Source organism: Sanguibacter hominis ATCC BAA-789 (assembly GCF_012396185.1).
Taxonomy (GTDB): domain Bacteria; phylum Actinomycetota; class Actinomycetes; order Actinomycetales; family Cellulomonadaceae; genus Flavimobilis; species Flavimobilis hominis.
In genome coordinates this window covers 1,195,225-1,219,597 of record NZ_JAAXOW010000001.1, presented here as the reverse complement: position 1 = coordinate 1,219,597, position 24,373 = coordinate 1,195,225, and the positions used below count along the sequence as shown (strand labels likewise).

25 protein-coding genes are annotated in these 24,373 nt (G+C 71.7%); 12 read left to right on the top strand and 13 right to left on the bottom strand.

What is annotated here, in order from left to right; translation table 11 throughout:
* The first annotated feature begins 82 nt into the window (after positions 1 to 82).
* Complete coding sequence (locus tag HF995_RS05570) at positions 83 to 1,510, top strand: hypothetical protein (RefSeq protein ID WP_168446751.1); 1,428 nt, start codon at positions 83 to 85, stop codon at positions 1,508 to 1,510.
* Here the strand turns inward: HF995_RS05570 and HF995_RS05565 are convergent.
* Positions 1,410 to 2,369 (bottom strand): glycosyltransferase family 2 protein, encoded by a 960-nt coding sequence (locus tag HF995_RS05565; protein ID WP_168446750.1) that lies wholly within the window; start codon positions 2,367 to 2,369, stop codon positions 1,410 to 1,412. The two genes, HF995_RS05570 and HF995_RS05565, sit on opposite strands and share 101 nt — an antisense overlap.
* Positions 2,370 to 2,440: 71 nt before the next feature.
* A complete protein-coding gene (locus HF995_RS05560; RefSeq protein WP_350308742.1) occupies positions 2,441 to 4,018 on the bottom strand; it encodes an aspartate:alanine exchanger family transporter in 1,578 nt (525 codons plus the stop codon).
* Positions 4,019 to 4,176: 158 nt separating this feature from the next.
* Between HF995_RS05560 and HF995_RS05555 the strand changes: the two genes are divergently transcribed.
* Complete coding sequence (locus HF995_RS05555) at positions 4,177 to 5,004, top strand: YwiC-like family protein (protein WP_210727234.1); 828 nt, start codon at positions 4,177 to 4,179, stop codon at positions 5,002 to 5,004.
* A 1-nt stretch (position 5,005) separates the two neighbouring features.
* Positions 5,006 to 6,151, top strand: a complete 1,146-nt coding sequence (locus HF995_RS05550; RefSeq protein WP_168446749.1) for an FAD-dependent oxidoreductase — start codon at positions 5,006 to 5,008, stop codon at positions 6,149 to 6,151.
* Between the two features lie 307 nt (positions 6,152 to 6,458).
* Here the strand turns inward: HF995_RS05550 and HF995_RS05545 are convergent, their stop codons facing one another.
* Complete coding sequence (locus HF995_RS05545; RefSeq protein ID WP_168446748.1) at positions 6,459 to 6,608, bottom strand: hypothetical protein; 150 nt, start codon at positions 6,606 to 6,608, stop codon at positions 6,459 to 6,461.
* A 109-nt stretch (positions 6,609 to 6,717) separates the two neighbouring features.
* Between HF995_RS05545 and HF995_RS05540 the strand changes: the two genes are divergently transcribed.
* Positions 6,718 to 7,623 (top strand): LysR family transcriptional regulator, encoded by a 906-nt coding sequence (locus HF995_RS05540; protein WP_168446747.1) that lies wholly within the window; start codon positions 6,718 to 6,720, stop codon positions 7,621 to 7,623.
* 72 nt (positions 7,624 to 7,695) lie between these two features.
* Here HF995_RS05540 and HF995_RS05535 read toward each other — a convergent pair whose 3' ends face one another.
* Both HF995_RS05535 and HF995_RS05530 read right to left on the bottom strand, forming a co-directional pair.
* A complete protein-coding gene (locus HF995_RS05535; RefSeq protein ID WP_168446746.1) occupies positions 7,696 to 7,863 on the bottom strand; it encodes a hypothetical protein in 168 nt (55 codons plus the stop codon).
* Positions 7,864 to 7,972: 109 nt separating this feature from the next.
* A complete protein-coding gene (locus HF995_RS05530; protein ID WP_168446745.1) occupies positions 7,973 to 8,314 on the bottom strand; it encodes a VOC family protein in 342 nt (113 codons plus the stop codon).
* Positions 8,315 to 8,655: 341 nt separating this feature from the next.
* On the opposite strand from HF995_RS05530, the gene HF995_RS05525 reads away from it, so the two are divergent.
* A complete protein-coding gene (locus HF995_RS05525; RefSeq protein WP_168446744.1) occupies positions 8,656 to 9,219 on the top strand; it encodes a low molecular weight protein-tyrosine-phosphatase in 564 nt (187 codons plus the stop codon).
* Positions 9,220 to 9,306: 87 nt separating this feature from the next.
* Positions 9,307 to 10,494 (top strand): pyridoxal phosphate-dependent aminotransferase, encoded by a 1,188-nt coding sequence (locus HF995_RS05520; protein WP_168446743.1) that lies wholly within the window; start codon positions 9,307 to 9,309, stop codon positions 10,492 to 10,494.
* Here the strand turns inward: HF995_RS05520 and HF995_RS05515 are convergent.
* Genes HF995_RS05515 through HF995_RS05505 form a run of 3 tightly spaced genes read right to left on the bottom strand, consistent with a single transcriptional unit; the run spans position 10,487 to position 13,618 of the window.
* Positions 10,487 to 11,512 carry a hypothetical protein gene (locus tag HF995_RS05515; RefSeq protein ID WP_168446742.1) on the bottom strand — a complete coding sequence of 342 codons (1,026 nt, stop codon included), beginning with the start codon at positions 11,510 to 11,512 and terminating at the stop codon, positions 10,487 to 10,489. The genes HF995_RS05520 and HF995_RS05515 overlap by 8 nt on opposite strands.
* A complete protein-coding gene (locus tag HF995_RS05510) occupies positions 11,499 to 12,497 on the bottom strand; it encodes a DUF2705 family protein (protein ID WP_168446741.1) in 999 nt (332 codons plus the stop codon). The genes HF995_RS05515 and HF995_RS05510 overlap by 14 nt, the downstream gene beginning before the upstream one ends.
* Complete coding sequence (locus tag HF995_RS05505; protein ID WP_168446740.1) at positions 12,494 to 13,618, bottom strand: ATP-binding cassette domain-containing protein; 1,125 nt, start codon at positions 13,616 to 13,618, stop codon at positions 12,494 to 12,496. The genes HF995_RS05510 and HF995_RS05505 overlap by 4 nt, the downstream gene beginning before the upstream one ends.
* Before the next feature lie 250 nt (positions 13,619 to 13,868).
* Here HF995_RS05505 and HF995_RS05500 point away from each other — a divergent pair, with 250 nt between their 5' ends.
* From HF995_RS05500 to HF995_RS05490, 3 genes are all read left to right on the top strand, one after another.
* A complete protein-coding gene (locus HF995_RS05500; protein ID WP_168446739.1) occupies positions 13,869 to 14,087 on the top strand; it encodes a helix-turn-helix domain-containing protein in 219 nt (72 codons plus the stop codon).
* Between the two features lie 51 nt (positions 14,088 to 14,138).
* Positions 14,139 to 14,576 carry a (deoxy)nucleoside triphosphate pyrophosphohydrolase gene (locus tag HF995_RS05495; protein ID WP_168446738.1) on the top strand — a complete coding sequence of 146 codons (438 nt, stop codon included), beginning with the start codon at positions 14,139 to 14,141 and terminating at the stop codon, positions 14,574 to 14,576.
* Positions 14,577 to 14,685: 109 nt separating this feature from the next.
* Positions 14,686 to 15,963 (top strand): hemolysin family protein, encoded by a 1,278-nt coding sequence (locus HF995_RS05490; RefSeq protein WP_168446737.1) that lies wholly within the window; start codon positions 14,686 to 14,688, stop codon positions 15,961 to 15,963.
* Between the two features lie 55 nt (positions 15,964 to 16,018).
* Here the strand turns inward: HF995_RS05490 and rlmC are convergent, their stop codons facing one another.
* From rlmC to HF995_RS05475, 3 genes are all read right to left on the bottom strand, one after another.
* On the bottom strand, positions 16,019 to 17,149 hold the full coding sequence (gene rlmC, locus HF995_RS05485) for a 23S rRNA (uracil(747)-C(5))-methyltransferase RlmC (protein WP_168447005.1): 1,131 nt from the start codon (positions 17,147 to 17,149) through the stop codon (positions 16,019 to 16,021).
* Positions 17,150 to 17,166: 17 nt separating this feature from the next.
* On the bottom strand, positions 17,167 to 17,604 hold the full coding sequence (locus tag HF995_RS05480; RefSeq protein ID WP_168446736.1) for a heavy-metal-associated domain-containing protein: 438 nt from the start codon (positions 17,602 to 17,604) through the stop codon (positions 17,167 to 17,169).
* A gap of 77 nt (positions 17,605 to 17,681) precedes the next feature.
* Positions 17,682 to 19,193, bottom strand: a complete 1,512-nt coding sequence (locus HF995_RS05475; RefSeq protein WP_350308741.1) for an SDR family NAD(P)-dependent oxidoreductase — start codon at positions 19,191 to 19,193, stop codon at positions 17,682 to 17,684.
* 135 nt (positions 19,194 to 19,328) lie between these two features.
* Between HF995_RS05475 and HF995_RS05470 the strand changes: the two genes are divergently transcribed.
* Complete coding sequence (locus tag HF995_RS05470; protein WP_168446735.1) at positions 19,329 to 20,084, top strand: ABC transporter ATP-binding protein; 756 nt, start codon at positions 19,329 to 19,331, stop codon at positions 20,082 to 20,084.
* The gene (locus HF995_RS05465) at positions 20,066 to 21,613 is read left to right on the top strand and encodes a hypothetical protein (RefSeq protein ID WP_168446734.1); all 1,548 of its coding nucleotides are present in this window, start codon (positions 20,066 to 20,068) and stop codon (positions 21,611 to 21,613) included. Before HF995_RS05470 ends, HF995_RS05465 begins: the two co-directional genes overlap by 19 nt.
* Before the next feature lie 9 nt (positions 21,614 to 21,622).
* Here HF995_RS05465 and HF995_RS05460 read toward each other — a convergent pair whose 3' ends face one another.
* A complete protein-coding gene (locus HF995_RS05460; RefSeq protein WP_168446733.1) occupies positions 21,623 to 22,495 on the bottom strand; it encodes a sugar phosphate isomerase/epimerase family protein in 873 nt (290 codons plus the stop codon).
* An 86-nt stretch (positions 22,496 to 22,581) separates the two neighbouring features.
* Here HF995_RS05460 and HF995_RS05455 point away from each other — a divergent pair, with 86 nt between their 5' ends.
* On the top strand, positions 22,582 to 23,436 hold the full coding sequence (locus HF995_RS05455; protein WP_168446732.1) for a formate/nitrite transporter family protein: 855 nt from the start codon (positions 22,582 to 22,584) through the stop codon (positions 23,434 to 23,436).
* 19 nt (positions 23,437 to 23,455) lie between these two features.
* Here the strand turns inward: HF995_RS05455 and HF995_RS05450 are convergent, their stop codons facing one another.
* Positions 23,456 to 24,313, bottom strand: a complete 858-nt coding sequence (locus HF995_RS05450) for a hypothetical protein (RefSeq protein WP_168445804.1) — start codon at positions 24,311 to 24,313, stop codon at positions 23,456 to 23,458.
* Positions 24,314 to 24,373 lie beyond the last annotated feature (60 nt).

The following is a 24,373-nucleotide window of genomic DNA, read 5'->3' as shown; positions in this document are numbered from 1 at the left end:
TGTACCGGCCTGGGCGGGTTCGCCGCCTGGCCGCACCAGGTCCGGGACCCCGGCCCGCACGACGACCGAGGAGCTGCCTCCCGTGCCCACCGACGGCCCCCGCCGACCGATCCCGTGGCGCAGGCTGGCAGGAGCCAGCCTGCGCACCCTCGTGGCGATCCTCGGCGCGCACCTCGTGCTCGTCGGCCTCTTCGCGGCGACCTACGCGATCCCGGACGCCCCGATCGTCCGCCACGTCTCAGCCGACCTCGCCGCAGGGCGCCTAGCCGACGTCTACCCCGACAACCCGCTCGGTGGGCGCCTCGACGGGTACACGCAGTGCCTGAGCACGACGAGCGGCGTCCTCCCGACGTCGTCGACCACGAGCCTGGTCGACAGGATGACGATGGTGCCCCGCGGGCCGGGCGAGTGCGAGAAGCTCGGCGCCTACTTCGGGAACCTCGCCACGGACGGCCCCTTCGCTGATCCCGACCGGGGCGAGGCGTTCGGCTACATCCGGTACTGGTCGGGCTACTCGATCGTCGCGCGCCCCCTCCTTGCGCTCGGCGGCATCGTCGCCGCTCAGACGGGCAGCGCGATACTGCTCGTCGGCGCGCTCGCAGGTCTCGCACACGGGGTGCTGCGCCGTGCTGGCGGCCTTGCAGCAGCAGCGCTCGTCGGCACGTACGTGCTCACGTCGAACGTCACGACGACGCCGCTCGCCTACACGATGGCCGTCTCGGAGTCCGTCGCGCTCGCGGGCGCCGCCCTGGTCCTGCTCGTCCCGCGGCGCTGGGTGGTTCCCGCAGCTGCCGCGGCGGCGTCGGCGTTCGTGTTCGTGGACCTCCTCACGGTGCCCAGCACGTCGTGGGCGCTCACGGTGTTCGCCGTGGGGCTGCGCGCGTGGTCCGCGTGGGCGGCAGGGCGACGGACCGCCAGCCCCGCCGGCGCCGTGCTGACCGCCGCCGCGGGTGGCGCTGTCGCGTGGTGCGCCGGATACGGGGTCTCCTGGGCATCGCGGTGGGTGTACGCGACGGCATACGTCGGCGTGGACGGCGTGGTCGACGACGTGCTTCGGACGGCGCGCTTCCGGATCGACGGCGACACGACCTTCACCGGGGCGGCCATCGAGCTCAGCGACGTGCCGCTCGGCTCGCTCGGCAAGAATCTCGGCTACTGGGCGATGACCGTGGGCCTGTGGGCCGCCGTCGTGATCGTCGTGGCTCTCGTGGTCACGGTGGTGCTCCGGCGTACGGACCTGCGCGCGGGCGTAGCGGCACGTGGCGGCTGGACGACTGTCGCCGCACTCGCCGCTCCTGCCCTGCTCGTCGTCGTCTGGTACGAGTTCCTGCGCAACCACAGCCAGATCCACGCGTTCTTCACCCACCGGAGCCTGGGCGCCGCGACGGCGATCCTCGTCGCCGCCCTCGTCATCGGGTGGCGAGGGGCTCCTCGGCCGGCGTCGGCACGGGCGGCAGGCGCAGATAGGCGAGACGCATCGACTCCCGACGGAGCCGCAGCACGCCCGTGAGCAGCAGCCCCACAGCCCCGGAGAGGACGCCGAGGATCGCGAGGCTCGACGCGAGGATCGCCGTCGGGAATCGCTCGACGAGACCTGTCTGCGTGAACTCGTAGACGACCGGGATGCCGAGCGCGAGGGACGCCACGAGAAGGAGGGCCGCGACCCCGCCGTAGATCGCGAACGGGCGCTCGTGGACGAGCATGCGCGCAAGCGCCCAGACGATCCTCAACCCGTCGCGTACTGTGCGCAGCTTCGAGGCGGAGCCCTCGGGCCGTTCCTTGAACCCGACCTCGACCTCACGCTGCGGGACGCGCAGCGCCATCGAGTGGATCGTCAGCTCCGTCTCGATCTCGAACTCGCGCGAGAGCGCGGGGAACGACTTGACGAATCGACGTGAGAAGACGCGGTACCCGGAGAACATGTCGGTGACCTTGGCGCCGAAGAGCAGCCCGACGACCTTGTTGAACGCGGCGTTGCCGCGGGCGTGGCCTGGACGGTGGGCCGAGGCCGCCGGGTCGTCAGCACGGCAGCCGAGGACCTGGTCGTACGGCCCCTCGAGGAGCGTGCGGATCAGCTCCGGGGCGGCGCTCGCGTCGTACGTGTCGTCGCCGTCGATCATGAGGTAGACGTCGGCGTCGATGTCGGCGAACGCGCGCCGCACGACGTTGCCCTTGCCCTTGGTGTCCTCGCACCGCACGATCGCACCGTGCGCGGCTGCGACCTCGGCGGTGCGGTCCGTCGAGCGGTTGTCGTAGACATAGACGTCGATGCCCGGCACCGCCGCGTGCAGGTCGTCGACGACCTTGCCGATCGCGACCTCCTCGTCGTGGCAAGGGACGATCGCCGCGATGGTCAGCTTGTCGGTCACGGTGCCTCCGGACTCCGTCGAGTGTCGCCTGAAGCGTACCGGTCCGGGGTGTGTCGTGGCTGGTGGCGCCGCTACAGCACGACGAGGATCTGGACCAGGAGGATCTTCACGACGATGCCGAGGGCGAAGGTGGCGGCGTACCCGGCGTCGATGCGGTCGTCCATGATGCGGGAGTTGGCGTCGGCGAGGATGACGGGCTGGCCGAGGAGCCCGGCGAACGCTCCGGACGTGCGTTGCGCGCTGATGCCGAGCCGGTGCGCACCGGCGTACAGGACCAGGGCGGCGACCGCGACGACGGCGGCTGCGGACGCGCCGACCGCGAGCCCTTCGAGCGAGAACGCCCGCGCCGCGAAGTCCTGGCCGGAGGAGAGGCCGACGGCGGCCAGGAACAGCACGAGGCCGAGCTGCCGGATCGTGAGGTTGGCGGCGTGGGGCATGCCCCAGACGACGGGACCGGTGCGCTCGAGCCCGCCGAGGATCATCCCGACGAGGAGCGGGCCGGCAGCGGACCCGAGGGAGAAGACGACGCCGCCGGGGAGCGGGATCGACACGAGCCCTGCCAGCAGGCCGACGGCCATGCCGATGCCCATCGTGAGGGCGTCGATCTCGGAGACGTGACGCTCGGAGTCGCCGAGGAGCTTGCGCACTTCCTTGAGGCGGTCGCGCGGCACGACGGGCAGGACGCGGTCGCCGAGCTCGAGGACGAGGTCGTCCTTCGCGAGGAGGTCGGCGTCGCCGCGGCGGACCCGCGTGATGACGCCGCCGTACCGGCCGGGCAGGTCGAGGTCGCCGACGGTGCGGCCGGCGATGCGGCGGTTGGAGACGACGACGCGGCGGTAGTCGACGGACCGGCGGTCGTCCGCGAGGTGCATCTCGACCTCGCGGCCGAGGTGCTCGACGGCGAGCGCGACGGCGTCGGCCGGGCCGACGACGACGACCTGGTCGCCGGGGCGCAGCTCGTCGTCGGGTGCGACGACGCGGGTGCGGCCGCCGCGCGCGAGGTAGGACATGCGGACCTCCTGCGCGTCGAAGCCGGGGATCTCTCCGAGCCAGGTCTGGCGCTCGACCTCGACGGTCGTCGCGTACAGGCCGGCGCCCGAGGCTGAGGCGGGGTCACGGCGGGCGTCCCACATGCGACGCACCGTCGAGGCGACGACGAGGATCGCGACGGTCACGCCGACCGGGTAGCCGAGCGAATAGCCGACTGCGGGGTTGTTGTTGCCGGCGGCCTCGGTCGCGGCGGCGAGAGCGGGGGTCGCGGTGAGCGCTCCGGTGAACATCCCGGCGGCGACCTCGCTGCCGAAGCCGAAGGCCTTGCCGGCGATGCTCGCGACACCGGCGGAGGCGACGATCGCGACGACGGTGACGACCATGAGGGGCCACTGCCGACGCAGGTCGCGGAAGAACGTGGAGCCGGCGGCGAGGCCGACGCAGTAGACGAACAGCGCGAGGCCGAGGGTGGACAGGAGCCCGAGGCCTTCGCCGAGGCGGGGGTCCGCTGCGCCCACGGCGAGGCCGACGAAGAGCGCGCCGGCGGCGCCGAACCGTAGGGGCCCGAACGGCACGGTGCCGAGGGCGGTGCCGAGCGCGACGACCAGGAAGACGGTCAGGACGGGGGACTGTGCGAGGAGGTCCAGCACGGCGGACACGGTCAGCTCCGGGAAGGTGTGGGGGATCTGGTGTCAACGCTAGAGGGTCACGAGGGCGAATCATAGGATGTTTTGCCGGGTTGTGAGCGACGAGACATGACCGCTGCGTCACGACGCCGTGCAGAGATTCTGACGTTTCATGAGATGGTGTCGTCATGATGTCGGTGACGACCCCACGCGCGACGGAGCGACGTCGTCGGAAACCTCCGCGCGGCTGGATCCCAGACCAGCACGGAGCCTGGGCGATGCTCGTCGTGCCGCTCCTCGTCGGCGTCGCAGCCTCCGGTGGCGCCTGGGTGCACGTCCCCCTCGCGCTCCTGTGGTTCGTCGGATACTTCGCCTTCTTCGCGACCGGCCAGTGGCTCCGCTCGCGTCGCAAGGCCCGCTACTTCCCGCCCGTGCGCGCCTACGTCCTCGCGAGCGCACCGCTCGGCGCCGTCGTCGCGCTCGCCGAGCCGCGACTCCTGCGCTGGGTTCCCGTCTTCCTGCCGCTGCTCCTCGTCTCCCTGTGGTGCTCCCACCGTCGCAAGGACCGCTCCCTGCTCAACGACGCCGTCTCCGTCACGGCCGCGTGCCTCATGCTGCCCGTCGCGTACGACGCCGGACACGGCCCGGCGGACGGGTGGCCCGCCGTCTGGCTCGCGACCGTCCTCGTCCTCGCGTACTTCGTCGGCACCGCGTTCTACGTCAAGACGATCATCAGGGAACGCGGCAACCGCACCTACCTCGCGCTGTCGCTCGCCTACCACGCGGCGATGGTCCCCCTGCCGCTCGCGGCCGCCGCGATCGCGGGACGGATGGTCCCGGGCGCAACAGGCTCCCAGGTCGCTACGCTCGACCTAGGGCTGCTGGTCGCTCTCAACGTGATCCTGCTGCTCCGCGCGCTGGCCGTGCCCCGGACCGGTGCGACGCCCAAGCAGGTCGGGGTCGGCGAGATCCTCGTCTCGGCGACGTTGACCGTCCTTCTGCTCGTAAAGGTCGTCTGAGATGTCCGAGCTCGCACCTGCCACCCAGTCCGCACCGGCCGACGCCCCCCGCGAGCCTCGCGTCGTCGTCGTCGGCGGAGGCTACGCCGGCGCCACCGTCGCACGCGAGCTCGACGCGGTCGCCGATGTCACCGTCGTCGAGCCGAAGGACCACTTCGTCCACGCGGTCGCGACGCTGCGCGCCACCGTCGACGAGGCGTGGGAGGACAAGGTCTTCCACTCCTACGACAAGCTGCTCGAGCGCGGCCGCGTCATCCACGACACCGCGCGGCTCGTCACGCCGACCCAGGTGCGGATCTCGCCCGTCTCGACGCTCGACGCCGACTACCTCGTCCTCGCGACCGGCACCACGTACCCGTTCCCCGCCAAGTACATCGAGCAGCAGGCCTGGGTCGCGCGCTCGCGTCTCGCGCGGCTGCGGGAGGCGCTCGCGGTGACGCGCGACGTCCTTCTCGTCGGCGGCGGGCCCGTGGGCGTCGAGCTCGCCGGCGAGCTGCTGCACGCGTTCCCGCACCTCAACATCACGATGGTCGAGCGAGAGTTCGACATCCTCCCGAGCCCCGCCTACCTGCCCGAGTTCCGCACCGCGCTCCACGAGCAGCTCGAGGCCGCAGGCGTGCACTTCATCCTCGGGCGGCAGCTCGCCTACTGGCCGTCCGGCGACGTCGGCACGCTGCACGACTTCACCGTCCACACGACCGACGGGCAGCGCATCGACGCGCAGATGTGGTTCCGGTGCTTCGGCAACCAGCAGGAGTCCGACTACCTCGACGCCGCGTTCGCGAACGTGCGCCGCGGCGACGGCCGGCTCGCCGTCCAGCCCACGATGCAGGTCGAGGGCTTCGAGACGGTGTTCGCGGTCGGCGACGTCACGGACGTCCCCGAGTCCAAGCGCGCACAGGCGGCCATCGCCCACGCGCACGTGGCGGCCGCCAACATCCGCTCGCTCATCGCCGGTGAGAACCCGACCGCGACCTACACGGCCGCGCGCGAGCAGATCGTGGTGCCCCTCGGGCCGACGGGCGGGGCGTCGCAGCTGCAGCAGCCCGACGGGAAGCGCGTCGTCCTCGGCAGCGAGGAGACTGCGCGGATCAAGGGCGCCGACCTCATGACTGGCCCGATCGAGGAGATCCTGGGCCTCGCCTGACCCTGGCGGGCGGCGCCGAGCAGCGCCGCCCGCCAGGGTGCGCCCGCACGCGAGGTGGGGCCGGTCCCGAGGTGGGGGCCGGTCCCGAGGTAGGGCCCTGCGCGCGAGGTAGGGCCGCCCGTGTGAGGTAGGGCCCTGCACGGCCCTGTTCGGCGTGGAGGCCCCTACCTCAGACGGCAGGGCCTGCCTCGCGAAGGGCGGGGTGCGCGTCCGGGGTGCCGAGGGTACGAAAAAGCCGCGACCATGTGGTCGCGGCTCTCGTGGGCGGCGCGGGCGGGGGTCCCGCGGCCCTGTGTGAAGGTGCGCGTCAGCGCACGTTCATCCCGGTGAACGGCTCCTGGTGCATCGTGATGGCCGGGCTGATCCGCAGGTGCTCTCCGTGGACCCACGACGTAGCCGTGGCCCGACGCTTGAACCAACGTGCGGCCTTGGCGATGGAGTGCTGTGCGGCGGTCATCTCTCTGCTCCTTATCTCTGTCGTCCCGGTGGAGGAACACCTCTATCTTGACCGCGAATCTGCTTAAGCACAATTGAATCTTCTTTGATACCCAGTGTAGTGTTGCTACATGACCGCAGACCCGAAGAGACTTGCCTTCCTCTTGGCCGTGCACAGGGCTGGAGGCGTCCTGGCGGCCGCAGACCTGCTGCATGTGACCCCTTCTGCGGTGTCTCAGCAGATTGCCCGGCTTGAGGCCGAGGAGCGTGTCACCGTGCTCGATCGCGGGCCGCGCGGCGTCACCCTGACGCAGGCGGGCCGCATCCTCGCTGAGGCAGCCGAGCACATCGAGGCGGAGCTCGTCACGGCCCGCAAGCGTCTCGCCGCGGCGGGTGACGGAGCGAGCGGGACGGTCACGGTCGCGTCCTTCCAGACGGTCACGATCGCGGCGCTCGTCCCGGCGATCCTCAAGCTGCGTGAGTCCGCTCCGGGCGTCGAGCCGCACGTCCGCGAGATGGAGTACGCGGAGGCGCTGCGCGCGCTGCGCGCGGGCGAGGTCGACGTCGTCCTGCACGAGCGCGACGAGGACACCGCGCCGAACATCCCGCGCGGCCAGCGTGAGATCCCGATCCTCGACGAGCCGTGGCGGCTCGTCATCCCGTCGTCGTTCCCGACGCCGACCTCGCTCCACGACCTCGCCGACGTGCGCTGGGTCGCTCCAGACCCGTCGACGGCGGCTGCGCGCGCCCTCGGGCGCGTCGCGCAGGCGCTCGGTGTCGAGCTGCAGATGCGGCACACGTTCTTCGACTTCGACATCGCGCTCACGCTCGTCGCCGCAGGCGACGGCCCCGCGCTGCTGCCTGCGCTTGCGCTGCAGTCCGGCATCCCTGAGGGGGTCGAGGTCGTGTCGCTCCCGGGGCTCGGCAGCCGCCGCATCGTCGCCCGGCACCGGAAGAGCCGGCACGAGCCGGGTGCCGCGGTCGAGGCGCTCCTCGAGGCGCTCGTCGAAGAGGCGCGCGGCCTCGAGCTCGTCTGAGAAGCCCGGGAACGACGAAGGGGCCGACGGTGCGTCGGCCCCTTCAAAGGTGGGTGTGGATCGGTGTGCGCCTCATCGGATGATCAGGTTCGGCATCGGGCGGTTCGCCTGGTAGATGTCGACCGCGGTGCGCTGGTCGTGCGACATCGGGTCGCCGTCCGGCACGGCCGCGCGCCTGTAGCGCTGGGTGACCGAGGTGACGGGTGCCCTGAGCGAGCGCCCGCTGCGGAATACGGACATGACGTATCTCTCCTGGTAGATGGGGGGAGTCCTCGTTCTCGAGGACTCCCCGAGTCTGTCGCGGCCCGTGTGCGACGGGCCACTCATTTATCGGTGGAAAGCCCCACGGTCAGGCGAGGCAGAACTGGTTCCCGTCCGGGTCGGCGAGCGTGGTCCACGTGAATCCGCCCTCCTCGCGGACCCCGACGACGGTCGCGCCAGCCTCGACGAACCGCGCGACCTCCGCCTCGCGGTCCTCGACGTGGAAGTCGAGGTGCACGCGGTTCTTCCCGGGCGTCGGGTCCGGGACCTTCTGGAAGCCGAGGTTCGGGCTCGCGTCGCCGTAGGTCACGACCGTGAACCACTCGTCCTCGTTCTCGATCGTGCCGGCGGTGACCCCCGCCCACCAGCGCGCGAGCGCGACGGCGTCGGAACAGTCGAACGTGACCATGGAGGCTGTGATCTGAGTCATAGCGCTAACGTATCGGCGCCCTCTGACAAGGAGCCGACCTGCGAGCGGTGCCCCGACGTCGCGCGGGCAAAAGTGCGGCGACGTCCGTGTGAAGACGTGAAAGGACCCGTGGGTCGCGCGCTCTGCGCTGGTGCGGTGGACTGGTCCGCACCCCCACGGGTCCCGGTGGCCGCCTGGGATTGGCGGACCGTCCGGTCGGGCCGGCAGTCAGCCGGCGACCACCTCGAGAGTCCTGGAGTACTTCATCTCGTGGACCACCTCCTTTCCCTACGTGCGAGCGACGCTACGCCTGCTCCGGAGGCCTCGCACGGCTTTTTCTTCGATGGGCGAGGATGGTGTCCATGACCAGCGCGAACCCCTTCTCGACCGACGGCCCAGCGCTCACCCGGGGCGGCCCGCTGCGCGTGATGATGGTCTGCACGGGCAACATCTGCCGGTCCCCCATGGCGGAGATCGTGCTGCGCGCGCGGCTGCGCGAGCACGGTCTGGACGACCGCGTCGTCGTCGACTCGACCGGCATCAGCTCGGAGGAGCACGGCAACCCGATCGACCGACGCGCCCGCACGGCGCTCGCGCGCCGCGGCTATGCGGGGGACGACGTCGACGCGCACCGGGCGCGTCGCGTGCGGCCCGACGAGATCGGTGAACGGGACCTCGTCCTCGCGATGACGGCCCACCATGCCGCGACCCTGCGCCGTCTTGCACCCGACGCCGCCGACCGCGTGCACATGTTCCGCTCGCTCGACCCGGCCGCCCCAGCTCCCCGGCGTGACAGCGACCTCGACGTCGCCGACCCCTGGTACGGCGGGCCCGAGGACTTCGAGCTCTGTCTCGACGAGGTCGAGGCAGCGGTCGACGGTCTCATGGCGGAGATCCGAACCGGGCTCGCCCGACAGCCTCGGTGACAGGCGGGAGGGGCTACCGATGTATCCCGTGGATGCGCGACTCGGGCATGAGGGCGAGCGATCGGCCGCGCGAGGCAGGATGGACGCATGAAGATCGCTCGCCGGGCCGCCGTCCCCGCCTTCGCCGTCATGGAGATCGTCGCCGCGGCCAACGCCCGCCGCGCCGCGGGACAGTCGATCATCAACCTGTGCGTCGGCGAGCCGACGACGGGCGCGTCCGACGCGGTGCGCGACCTCGCCCAGGAGATCCTCGCGACGGGCAGCCTCGGCTACACCGAGGCGATGGGCTCGCCCGCCCTGCGCCGCGCGATCGCCGCGCACTACGGCCGCTGGTACGGGACCGACGTCGACCCGTCGCGCGTCGCCGTGACGACCGGGTCGTCAGGCGGGTTCATGCTCGCGTTCCTCGCCGCGTTCGACGTCGGCGACCGCGTCGCGCTCGTCCGCCCCGGATACCCGGCCTACCGGAACATCCTCGCGTCGCTCGGCTGCGACGTCGTCGAGATCGGCTGCGGCCCCGCCGAGGGATACGTGCCGACGGTCGCGCAGCTCGACGCCGCGCACGCCGCGGCGCCGCTCGAGGGCCTCGTCCTCGCGAGCCCCGCCAACCCGACGGGCACGATGGTCGACGCCGCCGCGCTCGCCCAGATCGCCTCCTGGTGCACGTCGCACGGCGTGCGCCTGATCAGCGACGAGATCTACCACGGCATCGTGTACGACGACGCGCGCTGGCCTGGCGCGAGCGCCGTGCACCACCTCGAGGGTGGCGCCGTCGTCGTCTCGTCGTTCTCGAAGTACTGGGCGATGACAGGCTGGCGGCTCGGGTGGCTCGTCCTGCCTGACGACCTCGTCGCGCCCGTCGACGCGCTCGCGGGCAACGTCGCGCTGTGCCCGCCCGCTCTCGCGCAAGGTGCGGCGGTCGCGGCGTTCTCCGACGCGGGCTATGCCGCAGCGCAGGAGAACGTCGCCCGCTACGCGGCGTCGCGGGCGCTCCTGCTCGAGAGTCTCGACGAGCTCGGCTGGACCCAGGTCGCGCCCGCGGACGGGGCGTTCTACCTGTACGCCGACGTCTCCGGCGCGGGCCTCGACTCGGTGACGTGGTGCGCACGCCTGCTCGACGAGGCCGGCGTCGCGCTCACGCCCGGTACCGACTTCGACGAGGTCGACGGCGCCCGCTGGGTGCGCCTGTCCTTCGCACAGGACCCCGGGGTCATCGGCGAGGCCGTGGACCGGATCGTTGCCTGGCAGGCGACGACCCGGCCGGACGTCAGCTGACGTCGCGCCTGCGGAACATGAGCCACGTCACGAGCACGACGACGACGGCCAGGCCGGCGACGTACGCCGCCCCCGCGCTCGTCGAGATGTCGTAGACGACCTGGACGCACCGGCGGGAGCCGTCGACCGGGCTGGCGCCGCACTTGTCCCACGACACCTCCGAGCCTCCGTTCACGAGTGCCGCGACGTGGGGTCGCACGACCCACGGCTGCAGCGACGGGAACATCCCCCACACGACCGCCTCGACCCCCACCAGGTAGCCGAGGAGGACGCCGAGCACGCCGGTGGTGCTGCGGAGCGCCGCCCCGAGCGAGGCCGCCACGACGCCGGACGCGACGGCGAGAGCGGCGCCGCGCGCAGCGACAGAGCCGACCGCCTGCCAGAGCTCGGCAGACGTCTCGAACGTGCCATGAGCGACGGCCACCGCGATCTCCGCGCACACGAGAGCCCCGAGGGCCGCTGCGGCGAGCGCGAGCGACGTCAGCGCCGTGCTCGCCAGCTTGGCGGCGAGCACGCGGGTGCGACGTGGCTCGACCGTCAGCAGCAGCGCGAGGCCGCCGGTCGCTCCCTCCGCACCGACGAGGCTGGCGCCGACGAGGAACGTGCCCGCCGCGACCACCAGCGCCAGCCGGTTCAGGTGCGCGGACACGAGCTCGCTGAGGTCCACGCTCGCGGTCCACACCTCCCGCACGGGCGGCTCGAGGAACGACGCGCACGAGAGATCGAGCTCGGGCTCGGCGGCGCGCATCGCGTCCTCGGCCTCGAGGCACTCCGCGTACCGCGCCTCGTGGTTCGCCTCCCACCAGGCGAGGTCGCCGGCGTACATGACGTCGAGCTGCGCGCGCTCCGACGCGCTCGGCGGGGCCGTCAGCGAGTACGACTCCGCGACGAGCACGGCGGCCAGGGCGAGAAGCGCGACAGCGATCCACCGGACGAGCAGGCGCGAGCGGGCACGCCCGAGCTCGGCGCGCAGCAGGCGGAGCGAAGGTGGGCGGGCCAGCCCGTCAGCCGACGTCACGGCGACGGAACACGAGCCACGACGCCAGGACCAGCAGTGCAGCGAGCACGCCCAGGTACAGCGCGCTGTCCGCCTGTGTGAGCACCTTGGTCATCTCGGTGCACACCTCGACGCCGGTGGTGGGGTCGGCCTTGCACTCCGTCCAGTACAGCTCCTTGCGGCCATCGATCACGGCCGACACGTTGGACAGCAGGAGCCACGGCTGGAGCTTGCCCACACCCATACCGAACATCGCCTCGAACACGAGGAGGTAGCCGAAGGCGGCCCCCAGGGCGGCCGCCGTGTGCCGCAGCAGCACCCCGAGCGTCGCACCGACCACGCCGGTCGCGACGGCCAGGAGGATCGCCCGCACCGCCATGAGCGTGAGGTCCTCCCACTGCTGGGAGGTCAGGTCGAGCGCGCCGTTGATGGCAGCGGCGCCCGCGATGCCCGCGATGCCGGCTGCAGCGCCCACGATCGCGTACAGGAGCGACGTGAGCGCGACCGCGACGAGCTTCGCCGCGAGGACCGCGCCACGTCTCGGCGCGAACGTGAGCCAGAGCCCCAGGTTTCCTGTGGCGATCTCGGCGGCGAGCAGGCTCGCGCCGATGACGAACGTGCCGCCGAGGAGCACCTGCAGGAAGCCGCTGTACGTGTACGGAGCGACGTCGCTCGCCGTCTGGGTGTAGAGCCAGTCGTCGAGGGTCGGCACCTGGTTGATGCTCTCGCACGCGTAGTCGATCGTGGGGTCGTTCGCGGCCTCACGATCGTCTGCCTGTGACGTGAGGCAGTCCTGGTACTGCTGGACGTGGTTCAGCTCCCAGTCCTTGAGGTTCTCCTCGAAGAACTGCGTCTGCTGCGCGAGCTCGGTCTCGCTCGGGGGGACGGTCGAGGAGTAGACGCTCAGCGCGACCATCGCCGTCACCGCGAGCGTCGCGACGAGCGCGATCCAGACGAGAAGACGGGAGCGGGACCGGCTGAGCTCGGCGCGTACGAGGCGGATCATCGCGCGCCTCCCTCGGTGTCCGTGGCCCTCGGGGCGTAGGGGCTAGCCGGCGGTGCGGGCGGAACCTTGTCGGTGTCGGTGTCGGTGCCGGTGCCGGCGCCGGGGCCTGCGTGCTGCGGACGGGGGGCGGCGAGCGCGCCGGCGCCCGCCGTCGTCCCCGGGCCCTCGCCTGCGGTGAGCTCGAGGAACACCTGCTCGAGGCCGGCCTTCACGGTGACGAGCTCGTTGACCCACAGGTCGTGGTGACCGAGCCTGCGTGCGATCTCCGATGCGTCGTCGACGCCGCGGACGACGACGTGCGTCGCGTCGTCGGTCAGGTCGAGCCCGGCTTCCCGCAGGACGCGCACGGCAGCAGCGTGGTCCTCCGAGCGCACCGCGACACGGACGGAAGAGCCGCCGGCGGCGCTGATGATGTCGGCGACCCGTCCCTCGGCGAGGAGGCGGCCGCGGCCGATGATCGACACGGTGTCGGCGACCTGCTCGACCTCCGCGAGGATGTGGCTCGACACGAGGACCGTCTTGCCGTTCTCCGCGAGCTGGCGCATCGTCTGGCGGATCTCGTGGATGCCCGCCGGGTCGAGGCCGTTGGTGGGCTCGTCGAAGATCAGCAGGTCCGGGTCCTTGAGCAAGGTCGCGGCGATCGCGAGGCGCTGCTTCATGCCGAGGGAGTAGGTGCGGTACTTGCTCTTCGCCCGGTCGTGGAGGCCCACGTCCGTGAGCACCTGGTCGACGGCGCGGTCAGGAGCGCCGATCGCGGTCGCGAGGAGCTCGAGGTTGCGGCGGGCCGAGAAGTTCGGGAAGAACTTGGGCGACTCGACGATCGCGCCGACGCGCCCGATGACGTCGGGCAGGGCCTTGGGCACCTGCTGCCCGAAGAGGTGCATCGTCCCGGCGTCTGCCCTGGCGAGGCCGAGGAGCATCCGGATGGACGTCGTCTTGCCGGAGCCGTTGGGGCCGAGGAACCCGTGCACGCCCCCGTACGGGACGCGAAGGTCCAGGCCGGAGACGGCGGTGGAGCGTCCCCGCAGGGACGCGTAGGTCTTGCGGAGCCCGGACGTGCAGACGGCGAGGTCGCGCGGATCGGGTCCGTCGGTGGGCGGAGGCGGTGCCGGTGTAGTCATGAGTTCCCCTGCTGGTGTCGATGTGATGCTCCCGCCGACCCTAGCGGGGGGCGTCGCGGCGTCGTGGGTGGCACGCCGCCCGCCGTCTGCCGGGTGAACAGCCCGGATGTATCACGTGGTCAGAAAGAAGTTCCTCAGAGTTGCGTCATGGTCTGCGGGCATCGCCCTCTCATGACGTGTGAGCAGCAACGCGCACGACGAAGAGCAACCGCCCGGGGGGGCCGGTGCGCGTGAGAGTGAGGACAGTGACATGACCCTGATGGACACCATGACCCGGCCGACGCTGACGAGGCGTGAGCGTGTGGTGCTGGCGCGGCTGGACGAGGAAGTGACTCTCGAGGAGATCGCGCGCGAGCTGTACGTCACGCGCAACACGGTGAAGTCGCAGGTGCGCAGCGTGTACAGGAAGCTCGGGATCAGCTCGCGCGCGGAGGCCGTGCGGGCGGCGAAGGGCCTCGACCTGCGCTGACCCTCGCTGCAAGTCATGGGATCTCTGGGGAGGTCCTGGCAAGATAGGGGCATGAACCGCAAGCTCGTGGTGGCCGCAGCGATCGTGGACGACCTGTCTGCGCCGTCGATGTTGCTCGGGGCGCGGCGCTCCCGGCCCGAGCACCTCGTGGGCATGTGGGAGTTTCCCGGTGGGAAGGTCGACCCGGGCGAGACGCCCGAGGAGGCGCTGCACCGAGAGCTCTGCGAGGAGCTCGGCGTGAAGGTCGAGCTCGGCAGCGAGGTGGTCGGACCTGACGACGGCGGCTGGATCATCACGGACCGCCACGTCATGCGGCTGTGGTTCGCGCAGGTCCGCGAGGGCGCGCCTGAACCTCTCGTCGAGCACGACCTGGTGCGCTGGCTCGCTCCCGAGGAGTGGGACTCGGTCCCGTGGCTGCCGGGAGACGTGAGGATCGTCGAGGCGCTGCGGCAGCACGTGGGGGCGCGCTTCCGCGGCGCGGACGCGTGAGCCATCCAGTTTGACGAGGGCGCGGGTCGTTCTTTGTACTAGTTCACATGGATGACAGTTGTAGTACCGACGACCTGCTCCCCAGCGAATGCCGGCGGGGGTGGGTCTGATGGACCAGGACACTCTTGTCTCTGCCGGCCTCGTCCTGGTGTTCATCCTCGTCGGCGGTGTCTTCGCCGGCACGGAGATGGCTCTCGTCTCGCTGCGCGAGTCCCAGGTGGACCGCATGGCCAAGGAGGGCGGGCGCAAGGCCCGCACGGCGCAGCTGGCGCGTGACCCGAACAGGTTCCTCTCTGCGGTGCAGATCGGCGTGACCGTCGCCGGGTTCTTCTCGGCGGCGTTCGGCGCCTCGACGCTCGCGCCTGACGTCGCCCCGCTCTTCGTGAGCGCAGGCCTGTCCAAGGGAGCAGCGGAGACGACGGCGCTCATCGCGCTCACGCTCGTCATCGCGTACCTCTCGCTCGTCCTGGGCGAGCTCGTGCCCAAGCGCATTGCGCTGCAGCGCACGGAGCAGTTCGCGACCCTCGTCGCGCCACCCCTCGACCGGTTCGCGCGGCTCATGCGCCCGGCGGTGTGGACGCTGTCCCGCTCGACCGACGTCGTCGTCAAGCTTCTGGGCGGCGACCCGGCGGCGCGCAACGAGGAGATGAGCGAGGAGGAGCTCCGCGGGATCGTCGCGGGCCACGGCGGCCTCGAGGACATGGAGCGACGCATCCTCGACGACGTCTTCGCTGCAGGCGACCGCTCGCTGAGCGAGGTCATGCGCCCGCGCGGTGAGGTCGCGTTCATGGAGGCGGACCTGACGGTCGCGCAGGCGCTCGACGTCGTGGCGGACGCCCCGTACTCGCGCTACCCGGTGATCGACGACAGCTTCGACGACGTCCTCGGGTTCCTGCACGTGCGCGACCTGCTGGCCGCGGACAGGGAGCTGCTCGTGCGCGACCTCACGCGCGAGATCCTGCTGCTCCCGTCGACGAACCGGCTGCTGCCCTCGATGTCGCGCATGCGAGCCGAGCGGGTGCACATCGCGGTCGTGGTTGACGAGTACGGCGGCACGGACGGCATCGTCACGCTCGAGGACATGGTCGAGGAGCTCATCGGCGACATCCGCGACGAGTACGACACGGACGAGCCAGCGTTCGAGAGCGCGGTCGACGGCGTGTTCACCGTCGACGCGGGGCTCACGATCGAGGAGTTCGAGGAGCAGACGGGCATCACTCTCGTCGACGGCCCGTACGAGACGGCCGCGGGCTACGTGATCGACCGGCTCGGGCGGCTCGCTGAGGTGGGCGACGTCGTGCACGTGGGCGACGACGAGCTGCGCGTCGCGGAGGTCGAGGCGCGACGCATCAAGGTGCTCGAGGTGCACCTGGCCGACCGCGAGTGACGAGCCCGCGTGCGCCGGCCGTCTTTCCGACGGTCGGCGCGCCGGGATCAGCTGCTCAGCCGCGCGTCAGCCGGGTGATGACCTCGTAGTGGGCCGTCTGCGGGAACATGTCGAGCACCCGCGCCTCGGCGACGCGCAGGTTCGGCATGGCTGCGAGGTCGCGTGCGAGGGACACGGCGTTGCACGACGAGTAGACGACGTCGCGCACGCCCGAACGCTCGAGCCAGCTCGCGACGTCGGCACCGATGCCGCGCCGCGGCGGGTTGACGATCACGAGGTCCGGAGCGGAGTCCGCGCCGAGCGCGAACGCCGTCGCGTCACCCACCTCGAAGCGCACGTCGAGACCGGCCTCTGCGGCCGTCCGGCGCGCGGAACCGATCGCCTCGGCGCTCAGCTCGATACCGAGCACGTCGCGCCCGGGCGCGGCGACGTGCAGCGCGAAGCCGCCGACACCGCAGTACAGGTCCCACACGGACCGGGGCGCGGACGCGTCGACCCAGGCGGCCCCCTGCGCGTACAGGGCCTGCGCGATCGCGGTGTTCGTCTGGAAGAACGACTGCGGCCGCAGGTGCAGGTCGAGGCTCCCGACGCGCATGCGCAGCGAGTCGTCTGGCGTCAGGACGATCTCCTCGGGACCCTCGAGGACCGCCTTGTGCTCGGGCTGGACGTTCGCGGTGACGACCCGCAGCCCGGGGAGCGCCGCCATGAGCGCGGGCAGGTGCTTGCGCAGGCGGGGCACGGCCTCGGTCGAACGCAGCACGAAGCGTGCCATGAGCTCGCCGTCGGGCGAGAGGGTCAGCAGCACGTGCTTGAGCTCCCCGCGCCGCGACGGGACGTCGTACGGGGTCAGGCGCGCGGCGGTGATCGCAGCGGCGACGGCCGGGAGCGCCGCCCGGAGAGGTTCCTCGTGCAGGCCGCAGCCCTGCAGGTCGACGCCGCGACCGGCCTCGTCGAGGATCCCGAGCGTCGGGGCGTCGACCGTCCCGGCGACGACCATCTTCGCCTTGTTGCGGAAGCCCTGCTCGGGGCTCGCGACCGGATCGTGCCAGACCGCGCCCGAGGCGCTCGGGACCTTGCTCAGGAGGGCGCGCGCGTGCGCGTCCTTCGCAGCGAGCTGGCCGAGGTACGGCTCACCCAGGTGGGTGCAGGACCGGCACACGCCGGCCGCGTGGTAAGCGCAGCGCACGACGCTCGACGGGGTGCTCAGGAGCCGCAGCCGCACCCGCCGCAGCCGCAGCCGCCGGCCTGCGGCGCCTCGGCGTCGGCGAGGACCGCAGCGTCCGCGTCCTCGCGGGAGGTGAGCGAGATGCCGACCGGTCCGACGGCAACGGCCGAGCCCGAGCCGATCATGCCGGTGCCCGCGTAGACGCGCTCGCGCGTGTCCGCGAGGTGGCTGAACTCCTGCTCAGGGCTGTGCGTCGCGATGCCTGCGAGCTCGTAGCCCGCCTCGTCGATCGCCTCGCGCAGCGCGTCCTCAGGGAGCGGGGCGTCCGACACCACGGTGACGGTCGACGCCTCGCCCACGTTGAGGTCCACGCTGACGTTCTTCACGCTGGGCACGGCCTCGAGCTCACGCGTGACGGCGGAGACGCAGTGTCCGCAGGTCATGCCGGTGACGTCGAGCGTGGTGATCGTAGACATCTCGGTTCCTTCGGGCTGGGCAACGGGTCCGGTGCCATTCTCGCACCGCAGACCGACATGGAGGAGGGGGTGCTGCGTCACCACGCCGACGGGCGGTAGTCCTTCAGGAACGCGCCGAACACGTCCTCGCCGGCCTCGCCGCGCACGATCGGGTCGTAGACGCGCGCGGCGCCGTCGACCAGGTCGAGGGGAGCGTGGAAGCCCTCCTCGTGCAGCCGCGCCTTCGTCGTGTGCGGACGCTCGTCCGTGATCCAGCCCGTGTCGACGCTCGTCATGAGGATGCGGTCGCTCTCGAACATCTCGCGCGAGCTCGTGCGCGTGAGCATGTTGACGGCGGCCTTCGCCATGTTCGTGTGCGGGTGCCCGGGCCCCTTGTAGCCGCGGTTGAACTGCCCCTCCATCGCCGAGACGTTGACGATGTACTTGCGGCGGGCCGGCGACGCAGCCAGGGCAGCGCGCAACCGCGAGATGAGGATGAACGGCGCGGTCTCGTTGCAGAGCTGCACCTCGAGCATCTCGAGCGGGTCGACGTCCTGCACCTTGTCGACCCACGAGTTCTGCGAGACGAGGTCGGGCACGAGCCCGCCCGCGTCGATCGCCGTGCCGGTCGCGACACGCTCGAGCGACGACGAGCCGGCACGCAGCGCCAGCTCGGTGAGCAGGCCCGGGGCCGTGACGGACTCGTCGACGACGGTCGACACCGGCTTGCCCTCGTCGCGCCCACCCGCGCGCACCGACGCCTCGAGCGCTGCCGGGTGCGCGTCGTGCGATCGACCGTAGGTCGTCACGGGCGGCAGGAAGCCCGACGGCAGCGGCGCGTCCTCGGCCCTCGCGAGGGGCGCGTACGCGCCCGGCGAGCGACGCACGGTCTGCGCCGCGTTGTTGATGAGGATGTCGAGCGGACCTTCCGCCGCGACGTCGTCGGCAAGAGCCATGACCTGCGCCGGGTCGCGCAGGTCGATACCGACGATCTTGAGGTTGTGGATCCAGTCCGCCGAGTCCTCCATCGCCGTGAAGCGCCGGATCGCGTCGTTCGGGAAGCGTGTCGTGATCGTCGTGTGCGCGCCGTCGCGCAAGAGGCGCAGCGCGATGTACATGCCGATCTTCGCGCGGCCACCCGTGAGCAGGGCGCGCTTGCCCGTCAGGTCCGTGCGGGCGTCCCGCTTCGCGCGGTTCTCCGCAGCGCAGCGCGGGCAGAGCTGGTGGTAGAAGACGTCGATGTCCTGGTACGGCTCCTTGCACACGTAGCAGCCCTGCGGCTTCGACAGCCGACCCGCGAACGGGCCCGTCGCCGTGCCGGGCCGGATGTCGACGCCCGCCGTCTCGTCGTCGATACGCGTCGGAGCGCCCGTCGCCGTCGACTCGATGACCGCGCGGTCCGCCTCCTGGATCGCCGACTTCGCCTCGTCGCGGCGCTGCTTCTTCACCGTCTTGTAGAGCTTCGCCGTCGCGCGCTGCAGCGCCACCTTGTCCGGGTGCTCGGGCGGCAGGGCGTTCGCCGCCTCGAGGATCTCGAGAGCGCGCGCGAGCTCGTCCGGGTTCACGCCCGCAGGCACGTCGTCGACGGAGGGGGAGGCTGATTCAGGCACGTGCTCCAGTATCTCAGGCGCTGCAATGACGGGGACCACACCCGCGATCGCATACCTGGGTCGGTTCCACCCCTACCGACGTCGCAGGTAGCGTCGCTGGGACGCCGCTCACCGGGTGGCGCGGAGGAGGAGCAGATGGACGTCGCGCTCGGTATGCAGGGGCTGCGCAAGAGGTTCGGCGACAAGGTCGCGGTCGAGCACGTCGACCTCGCCGTGCCTGCGGGGTCGTTCTACGGGCTCGTCGGCCCGAACGGCGCAGGCAAGACGACGACGCTGTCGATGGCGACCGGCCTGCTGCGGCCCGACGCGGGCCGTGTCGACGTGCTCGGCGTCGACCTGTGGGCAGACCCGGTCGCAGCGAAGTCGCTGCTCGGCGTGCTGCCTGACGGTGTGCGCCTCTTCGACCGGCTCACCGGTCTGCAGCTCGTCGTCCACGCCGGCATGCTGCAGCGCCTCCCCCGCGCGACCGCCGTCGAGCGGGCACACTCCCTCCTGCGAGCCCTCGACCTCGAGCAGGACGCCGACACGCTCGTCGCCGACTACTCCGCCGGCATGACCAAGAAGATCGCGCTCGCGTGCGCACTCGTGCACGGCCCGCGCCTCCTCGTCCTCGACGAGCCGTTCGAGGCCGTCGACCCCGTCTCCGCCGCGTCGATCCGCGGGATCCTCGCCGACTTCGTCGCGACGGGCGGCACCGTGATCGTGTCCTCGCACGTCATGGACCTCGTCGAGCGCATGTGCGACCACGTCGCCGTGCTCGCCGCCGGACGCGTCCTCGCCGCAGGGACCGTCGACGAGGTGCGCGCCGGGGCGTCGCTCGAGGACCGCTTCGTCGAGCTCGTCGGCGGACGCCGCACCGGGGAGGGGCTCGAGTGGTTGCACCGCTCCTGAGCCTGCGCTGGCAGGTCTACCTCTCGACCCTGCGGCGCAGCGTCTGGCAGATGATCGGGTTCGCGTTCGCGGTCCTCTACGCCGTCGGCTTCGGCATCCTCGCGATCGTCGGGCTGCTGTTCCTCGGCCTGCGCGGCGACGTGTCCGACGACGTGGTCGCGCTCGGCTCGCTCCTGGTCGTCGTGTGGACCGTCGGACCGCTCGTCGCGTTCGGCATCGACGACACGTTCGACCCGCGACGCCTCGCCCAGTTTCCGCTGCGCACGCGCGACCTCATGCTCGGCACGGCCGTCGCGGCGCTCATGGGCCCGGGCGGCCTTCTCACGGTCCTCGTCCTGGTCGGCCTCGTCGCTGCGTGGGTCTCGCAGCCCGCCGCGCTCGTGGCCGCGCTCGTCGGGGCGGTGCTCGCCCTCGCGACCGCCGTCGTCGGGTCGCGTGCGACGACGTCAGCCGTCCGCCCCCTCCTCGAGGGGCGGCGCGGGCGGGACCTCATGCTCGGGGCGACCGTCGTCGGCGTCAGCCTCATCGGGCCGGGCATCGTGCTGCTCTCCGGGACCGAGATCGAGTACACCGCGCTCGCCCACCAGGTCGCACCCGTGCTCGCGTGGACCCCCTTCGGAGCGCCCTTCGCGCTCCCCGCCGCCGTCGCCGCAGGCGCCTGGGTCGCCGCGCTCGGTCACCTCGCCGTCGCCGTCGCGAGCCCTGTCCTGCTCACGCTCTGGTGGCGCAGCTCCCTCGAGCGGGCGTTCCTGCGGCCACGCCGCGCGTCGGCCGGGCGCGGCCACGGGCTCGGCGTCCTCGGCCGCGTTCCCGACTCGCAGCTCGGCGCCGTCCTCGCGCGCTGCTTAACCTACTGGATGCGCGACCCGCGCTACGTGACGTCGCTCCTGTCGATCCCCGTCGTCGTGATCCTCCTCGTCATCTTCGCCGGAGACCGCGCCGGGCTGCTCATCGGCGGGCCCCTGATCGCGTGGACGTGCGGGTGGTCGATCTCGACGGACGTCGCGCTCGACTCGACGGCATTCTGGACGCACGTCGCCGCGCCTCTGCGCGGCACCGCGGACCGCTGGGGCCGGACCCTCGCGATCGGCGTCCCCGGGCTGGTCCTCAGCCTCGTGGTCGCCCTCGGCACCCTCGGCTACACCGACCGCTGGGACGCCGCCGCCGCCGTGCTCGGCGCTACCTTGGGGACGCTCCTCGCGTCGCTCGGCCTCGCCGCGGTCGTCTCCGCGATGGTCGTCTTCCCGGTCACCGCGCCCGGCGAGAACCCGTTCGCCGCGCAGCAGGGCGGCTCGATGGCCGCGGTCGTCTCGCAGGCGGTCGGGTCGCTCGCGCTCTTCGTCGTGCTTGCCCCGACCTACGTCGTCGGCGTCCTCGCGGTCGTCAAGACGTCCGCCGTCCTCGCGGTCGTCGCCGCTGTGCTCGGCGTCGTGACCGGCGTCGCGGTGCTGCTCGGCGGCATCGCGGTCGGGTCGCGACGGCTCGAGGCCGGCGCACCCGAGCTCCTCGCCCGGCTCAGGTCCTTCTGAGGTTCGCGCTCACGCCCACGCGTCGTCGGGGTGGTGGTGGGGCGCGCCTGGCGTCTCGTGCGGCGTGAAGTCCGGGTGCGGGCCGCGCTTCAGGTAGGTGCGCGCGAAGAGCAGCGACTGCTCGACGTCGTCCCGGCGCTCCTGCGCCGACCGCGCCTTGCGCGTCCCGATCTCGACGACGACGTCCCCGTCGAAGTCCGACCTCGCGAGCCGCTCGAGGAGCTGCCGCACCGGCTGCGTGCCCCGCCCCGGAACCAGGTGCTCGTCAAAGCCCGACGACGTGCCGTCCGTCAGGTGCACGTGCGCGAGCCGCGACCCGAACTGCTCCGCGAGCTGCAGGCACGACTGCCGCGACGTCGCCGCGTGCGACACGTCGAGCGTCACCTTGTCGTAGTCGTGCTCCGTGGGGTCCCAGCCCGGCAGGTAGCCCGTGATCTCGCGCTTGCGGCCGCGCCACGGGTACATGTTCTCGACCGCGATCGTCACGCCCATGTCCTCGGTCAGCTCGTGCACCTGGTCGGCAAAGCTGCGTGAGTACTTCCGGTGCCACGCGAACGGCGGGTGCACCACGACCGTGCTCGCCCCGAGCGTGAGCGCCATGTCCACGGTCTTCGCGAGCTTGCTCCGCGGCCGGGAGCCCCACACCTGCTGGCTCACGATGAGCGTCGGCGCGTGGACCGAACGGATCGGGACGCCGTGCTCCTGCGCGAGGTGGCTCAGCGCGACGTCGTCTTGCGAGATCCTGTCGCCCCACACCATGACCTCGACGCCGTCATACCCCAGCTCGGCAGCGAGCTCGAACGCGTACGGCACCTTGCGCGGGTACACCGACGCGGTCGAGAGGGTCACGTTGATCTGGCGTGCACTTCCCTCAGCAGGCATATCAGCACGATAGCCCCGACCTGGCGACGCGGCACCGGGTCGCGCAGACACGCACGGCGTCGACCGCCGGCTGGAATGATGGGCGCATGGCCGCTGATCCCCGCTCGCTCTTCCCCGGCAAGCACTTCATCTCCGCGATCCTCGACGCCCTCGACACCAAGACGGAGATGTCCGGGCTCATCGCTCGCCGCTACCTCATGCGGGCAGGCATGGCCGGGATGCTCATCGGCGTCTTCTACGTCGCCAACTACACCGTGATGGGCGCGTTCGCGCAGGTCGGCGGGGACGGAGAGCTGACGACCATCGGGCGTCTCGCCGGGGCGCTGACGTTCGGGTGGGCGCTGGTGTTCATCTACTACACGCGTTCCGAGCTGCTGACGTCGAACATGATGATCGTCAGCATCGGTCACTACTACCGGCGGGTCAGCCTCGGCAGGTCGCTGCGCCTGCTCGGCATGTGCCTCGGCGGCAACTTCCTCGGCGGGCTGCTCGTCGCCGTGCTGCTGCGGTTCTCGTCGATCCTCGACGGCGTGACCGGTGACCTCGCGCGGCTGTCCGTCGAGCACAAGCTCGACTACGTGACCAGCCTGTCCGGCGCGGGCGACCTGTTCGTCCGCGCGATCCTGTGCAACTTCCTCATCAACGTCGCGATGCTCATGGTCTACAACGGCTACGTCAAGGAAGACCTCACCAAGTCGCTCGTCATGATCGTCGCCGTCGCGCTGTTCGCCTACCTGGGCTTCGAGCACTCCGTGGCGAACACGGTGCTGTTCTCGATCGCAGGGCTCGACGGCGGCCTCGGCCTGGGCGCCGGGGAGGTCGGGCTGGCCGCCGCGAACGTCGGGATCGCGCTCGCCGGCAACTTCGTCGGTGGTGGGCTGCTGATCGGCTGGTACTACGCGTACTGCAACGACGACCGGAAGTACGTCGCCTCGGTGTGATGCCTGAGGGGGCGCGCCGTCAGCCGTTCGCTGGAGGGGCTGCGTCGTCAGCTGCGCCCGACGGGTCCGCGGTGCCGTCCGTGAGGGACTGGTCGCCGGCGTCAGGCGTCGGCTCGACGGGCGGGGCGGTCGGGCTCGGCTCGGGGGCCGGCGTCGGCGCGGGCGTCGTGGGCGCCGGGGACGGCACGTCCGTCGGTGCGGGCTCGGGAGTGGGGGTGGGCTCGGGGCTCGTCGTGGGCTCCGGCGTCGGCTCGTCGGTCGGCGCTGGTGTCTCCTCCGGCGTGGGCTCCGGCGTCGGCTTCTCCGCGGGCGTCCCGCGCTGGGGCCGCACGCCTGAGATGGTCGTCCCCGAACCCTCGTTGCCGCGCACGACGTCGGAGAGAGGCTTGCCGAAGCCCAGCTCGACCACCGTCACCGCAGCGATCACCAGCACGAACGTCACGAGCGCCGTCGCGACGTACGGGCGGCGCGAGCGGCGGGCCGGTGCCATGAGGGCCTCGGGCGACCTGCCCGACCCGTCCTGCGCCCGCCCGCCCCGCAACGCGGGCAGCACCGCGGTCTCGCCGGGAGCGCGCACGACGCGCGGCGCGAGCGTCGTCACGACGTAGTGCGTGCGGACGAGCGACCGCGTGTAGAGGTAGTTCGCGAACGCCGTGAGGATCGCCGCGACGGCCGCACCGATGAGCGTGCCGGCGACACCCAGGTACGAGAGCGCGACCGTCGATGTGAGAGCCGTGAGCACCGACGCGGTGATCTGGACGAAGGACGGCCGAGCGACGTCGGACGGGCGCTGCTCAGACGCAGACGACGGAGCCCCGGTGCTCTCGGGAGAGGCCGGGGCAGGGATCTGGGAGCTGCGAGTGGTGGGAGAAGTCATCTCCTACGACCCTACCGACCGGCCGTGCACCCCGGGTGAAGGCGACGTGAGAAGCAAGGG

What these genes read in the sequence shown, in the direction of transcription:
- HF995_RS05555 (WP_210727234.1), top strand. Translation starts at nt 4,177, where the DNA reads ATGTCGGTGACGACCCCACGCGCGACGGAGCGACGTCGTCGGAAACCT.
- HF995_RS05550 (WP_168446749.1), top strand. Translation starts at nt 5,006, where the DNA reads ATGTCCGAGCTCGCACCTGCCACCCAGTCCGCACCGGCCGACGCCCCC.
- HF995_RS05545 (WP_168446748.1), bottom strand. Translation starts at nt 6,608, where the DNA reads ATGACCGCCGCACAGCACTCCATCGCCAAGGCCGCACGTTGGTTCAAG.
- HF995_RS05540 (WP_168446747.1), top strand. Translation starts at nt 6,718, where the DNA reads ATGACCGCAGACCCGAAGAGACTTGCCTTCCTCTTGGCCGTGCACAGG.
- HF995_RS05535 (WP_168446746.1), bottom strand. Translation starts at nt 7,863, where the DNA reads ATGTCCGTATTCCGCAGCGGGCGCTCGCTCAGGGCACCCGTCACCTCG.
- HF995_RS05530 (WP_168446745.1), bottom strand. Translation starts at nt 8,314, where the DNA reads ATGACTCAGATCACAGCCTCCATGGTCACGTTCGACTGTTCCGACGCC.
- HF995_RS05525 (WP_168446744.1), top strand. Translation starts at nt 8,656, where the DNA reads ATGACCAGCGCGAACCCCTTCTCGACCGACGGCCCAGCGCTCACCCGG.
- HF995_RS05520 (WP_168446743.1), top strand. Translation starts at nt 9,307, where the DNA reads ATGAAGATCGCTCGCCGGGCCGCCGTCCCCGCCTTCGCCGTCATGGAG.
- HF995_RS05510 (WP_168446741.1), bottom strand. Translation starts at nt 12,497, where the DNA reads ATGATCCGCCTCGTACGCGCCGAGCTCAGCCGGTCCCGCTCCCGTCTT.
- HF995_RS05505 (WP_168446740.1), bottom strand. Translation starts at nt 13,618, where the DNA reads ATGACTACACCGGCACCGCCTCCGCCCACCGACGGACCCGATCCGCGC.
- HF995_RS05500 (WP_168446739.1), top strand. Translation starts at nt 13,869, where the DNA reads ATGACCCTGATGGACACCATGACCCGGCCGACGCTGACGAGGCGTGAG.
- HF995_RS05495 (WP_168446738.1), top strand. Translation starts at nt 14,139, where the DNA reads ATGAACCGCAAGCTCGTGGTGGCCGCAGCGATCGTGGACGACCTGTCT.
- HF995_RS05490 (WP_168446737.1), top strand. Translation starts at nt 14,686, where the DNA reads ATGGACCAGGACACTCTTGTCTCTGCCGGCCTCGTCCTGGTGTTCATC.
- HF995_RS05480 (WP_168446736.1), bottom strand. Translation starts at nt 17,604, where the DNA reads ATGTCTACGATCACCACGCTCGACGTCACCGGCATGACCTGCGGACAC.
- HF995_RS05470 (WP_168446735.1), top strand. Translation starts at nt 19,329, where the DNA reads ATGGACGTCGCGCTCGGTATGCAGGGGCTGCGCAAGAGGTTCGGCGAC.
- HF995_RS05460 (WP_168446733.1), bottom strand. Translation starts at nt 22,495, where the DNA reads ATGCCTGCTGAGGGAAGTGCACGCCAGATCAACGTGACCCTCTCGACC.
- HF995_RS05455 (WP_168446732.1), top strand. Translation starts at nt 22,582, where the DNA reads ATGGCCGCTGATCCCCGCTCGCTCTTCCCCGGCAAGCACTTCATCTCC.
- HF995_RS05450 (WP_168445804.1), bottom strand. Translation starts at nt 24,313, where the DNA reads ATGACTTCTCCCACCACTCGCAGCTCCCAGATCCCTGCCCCGGCCTCT.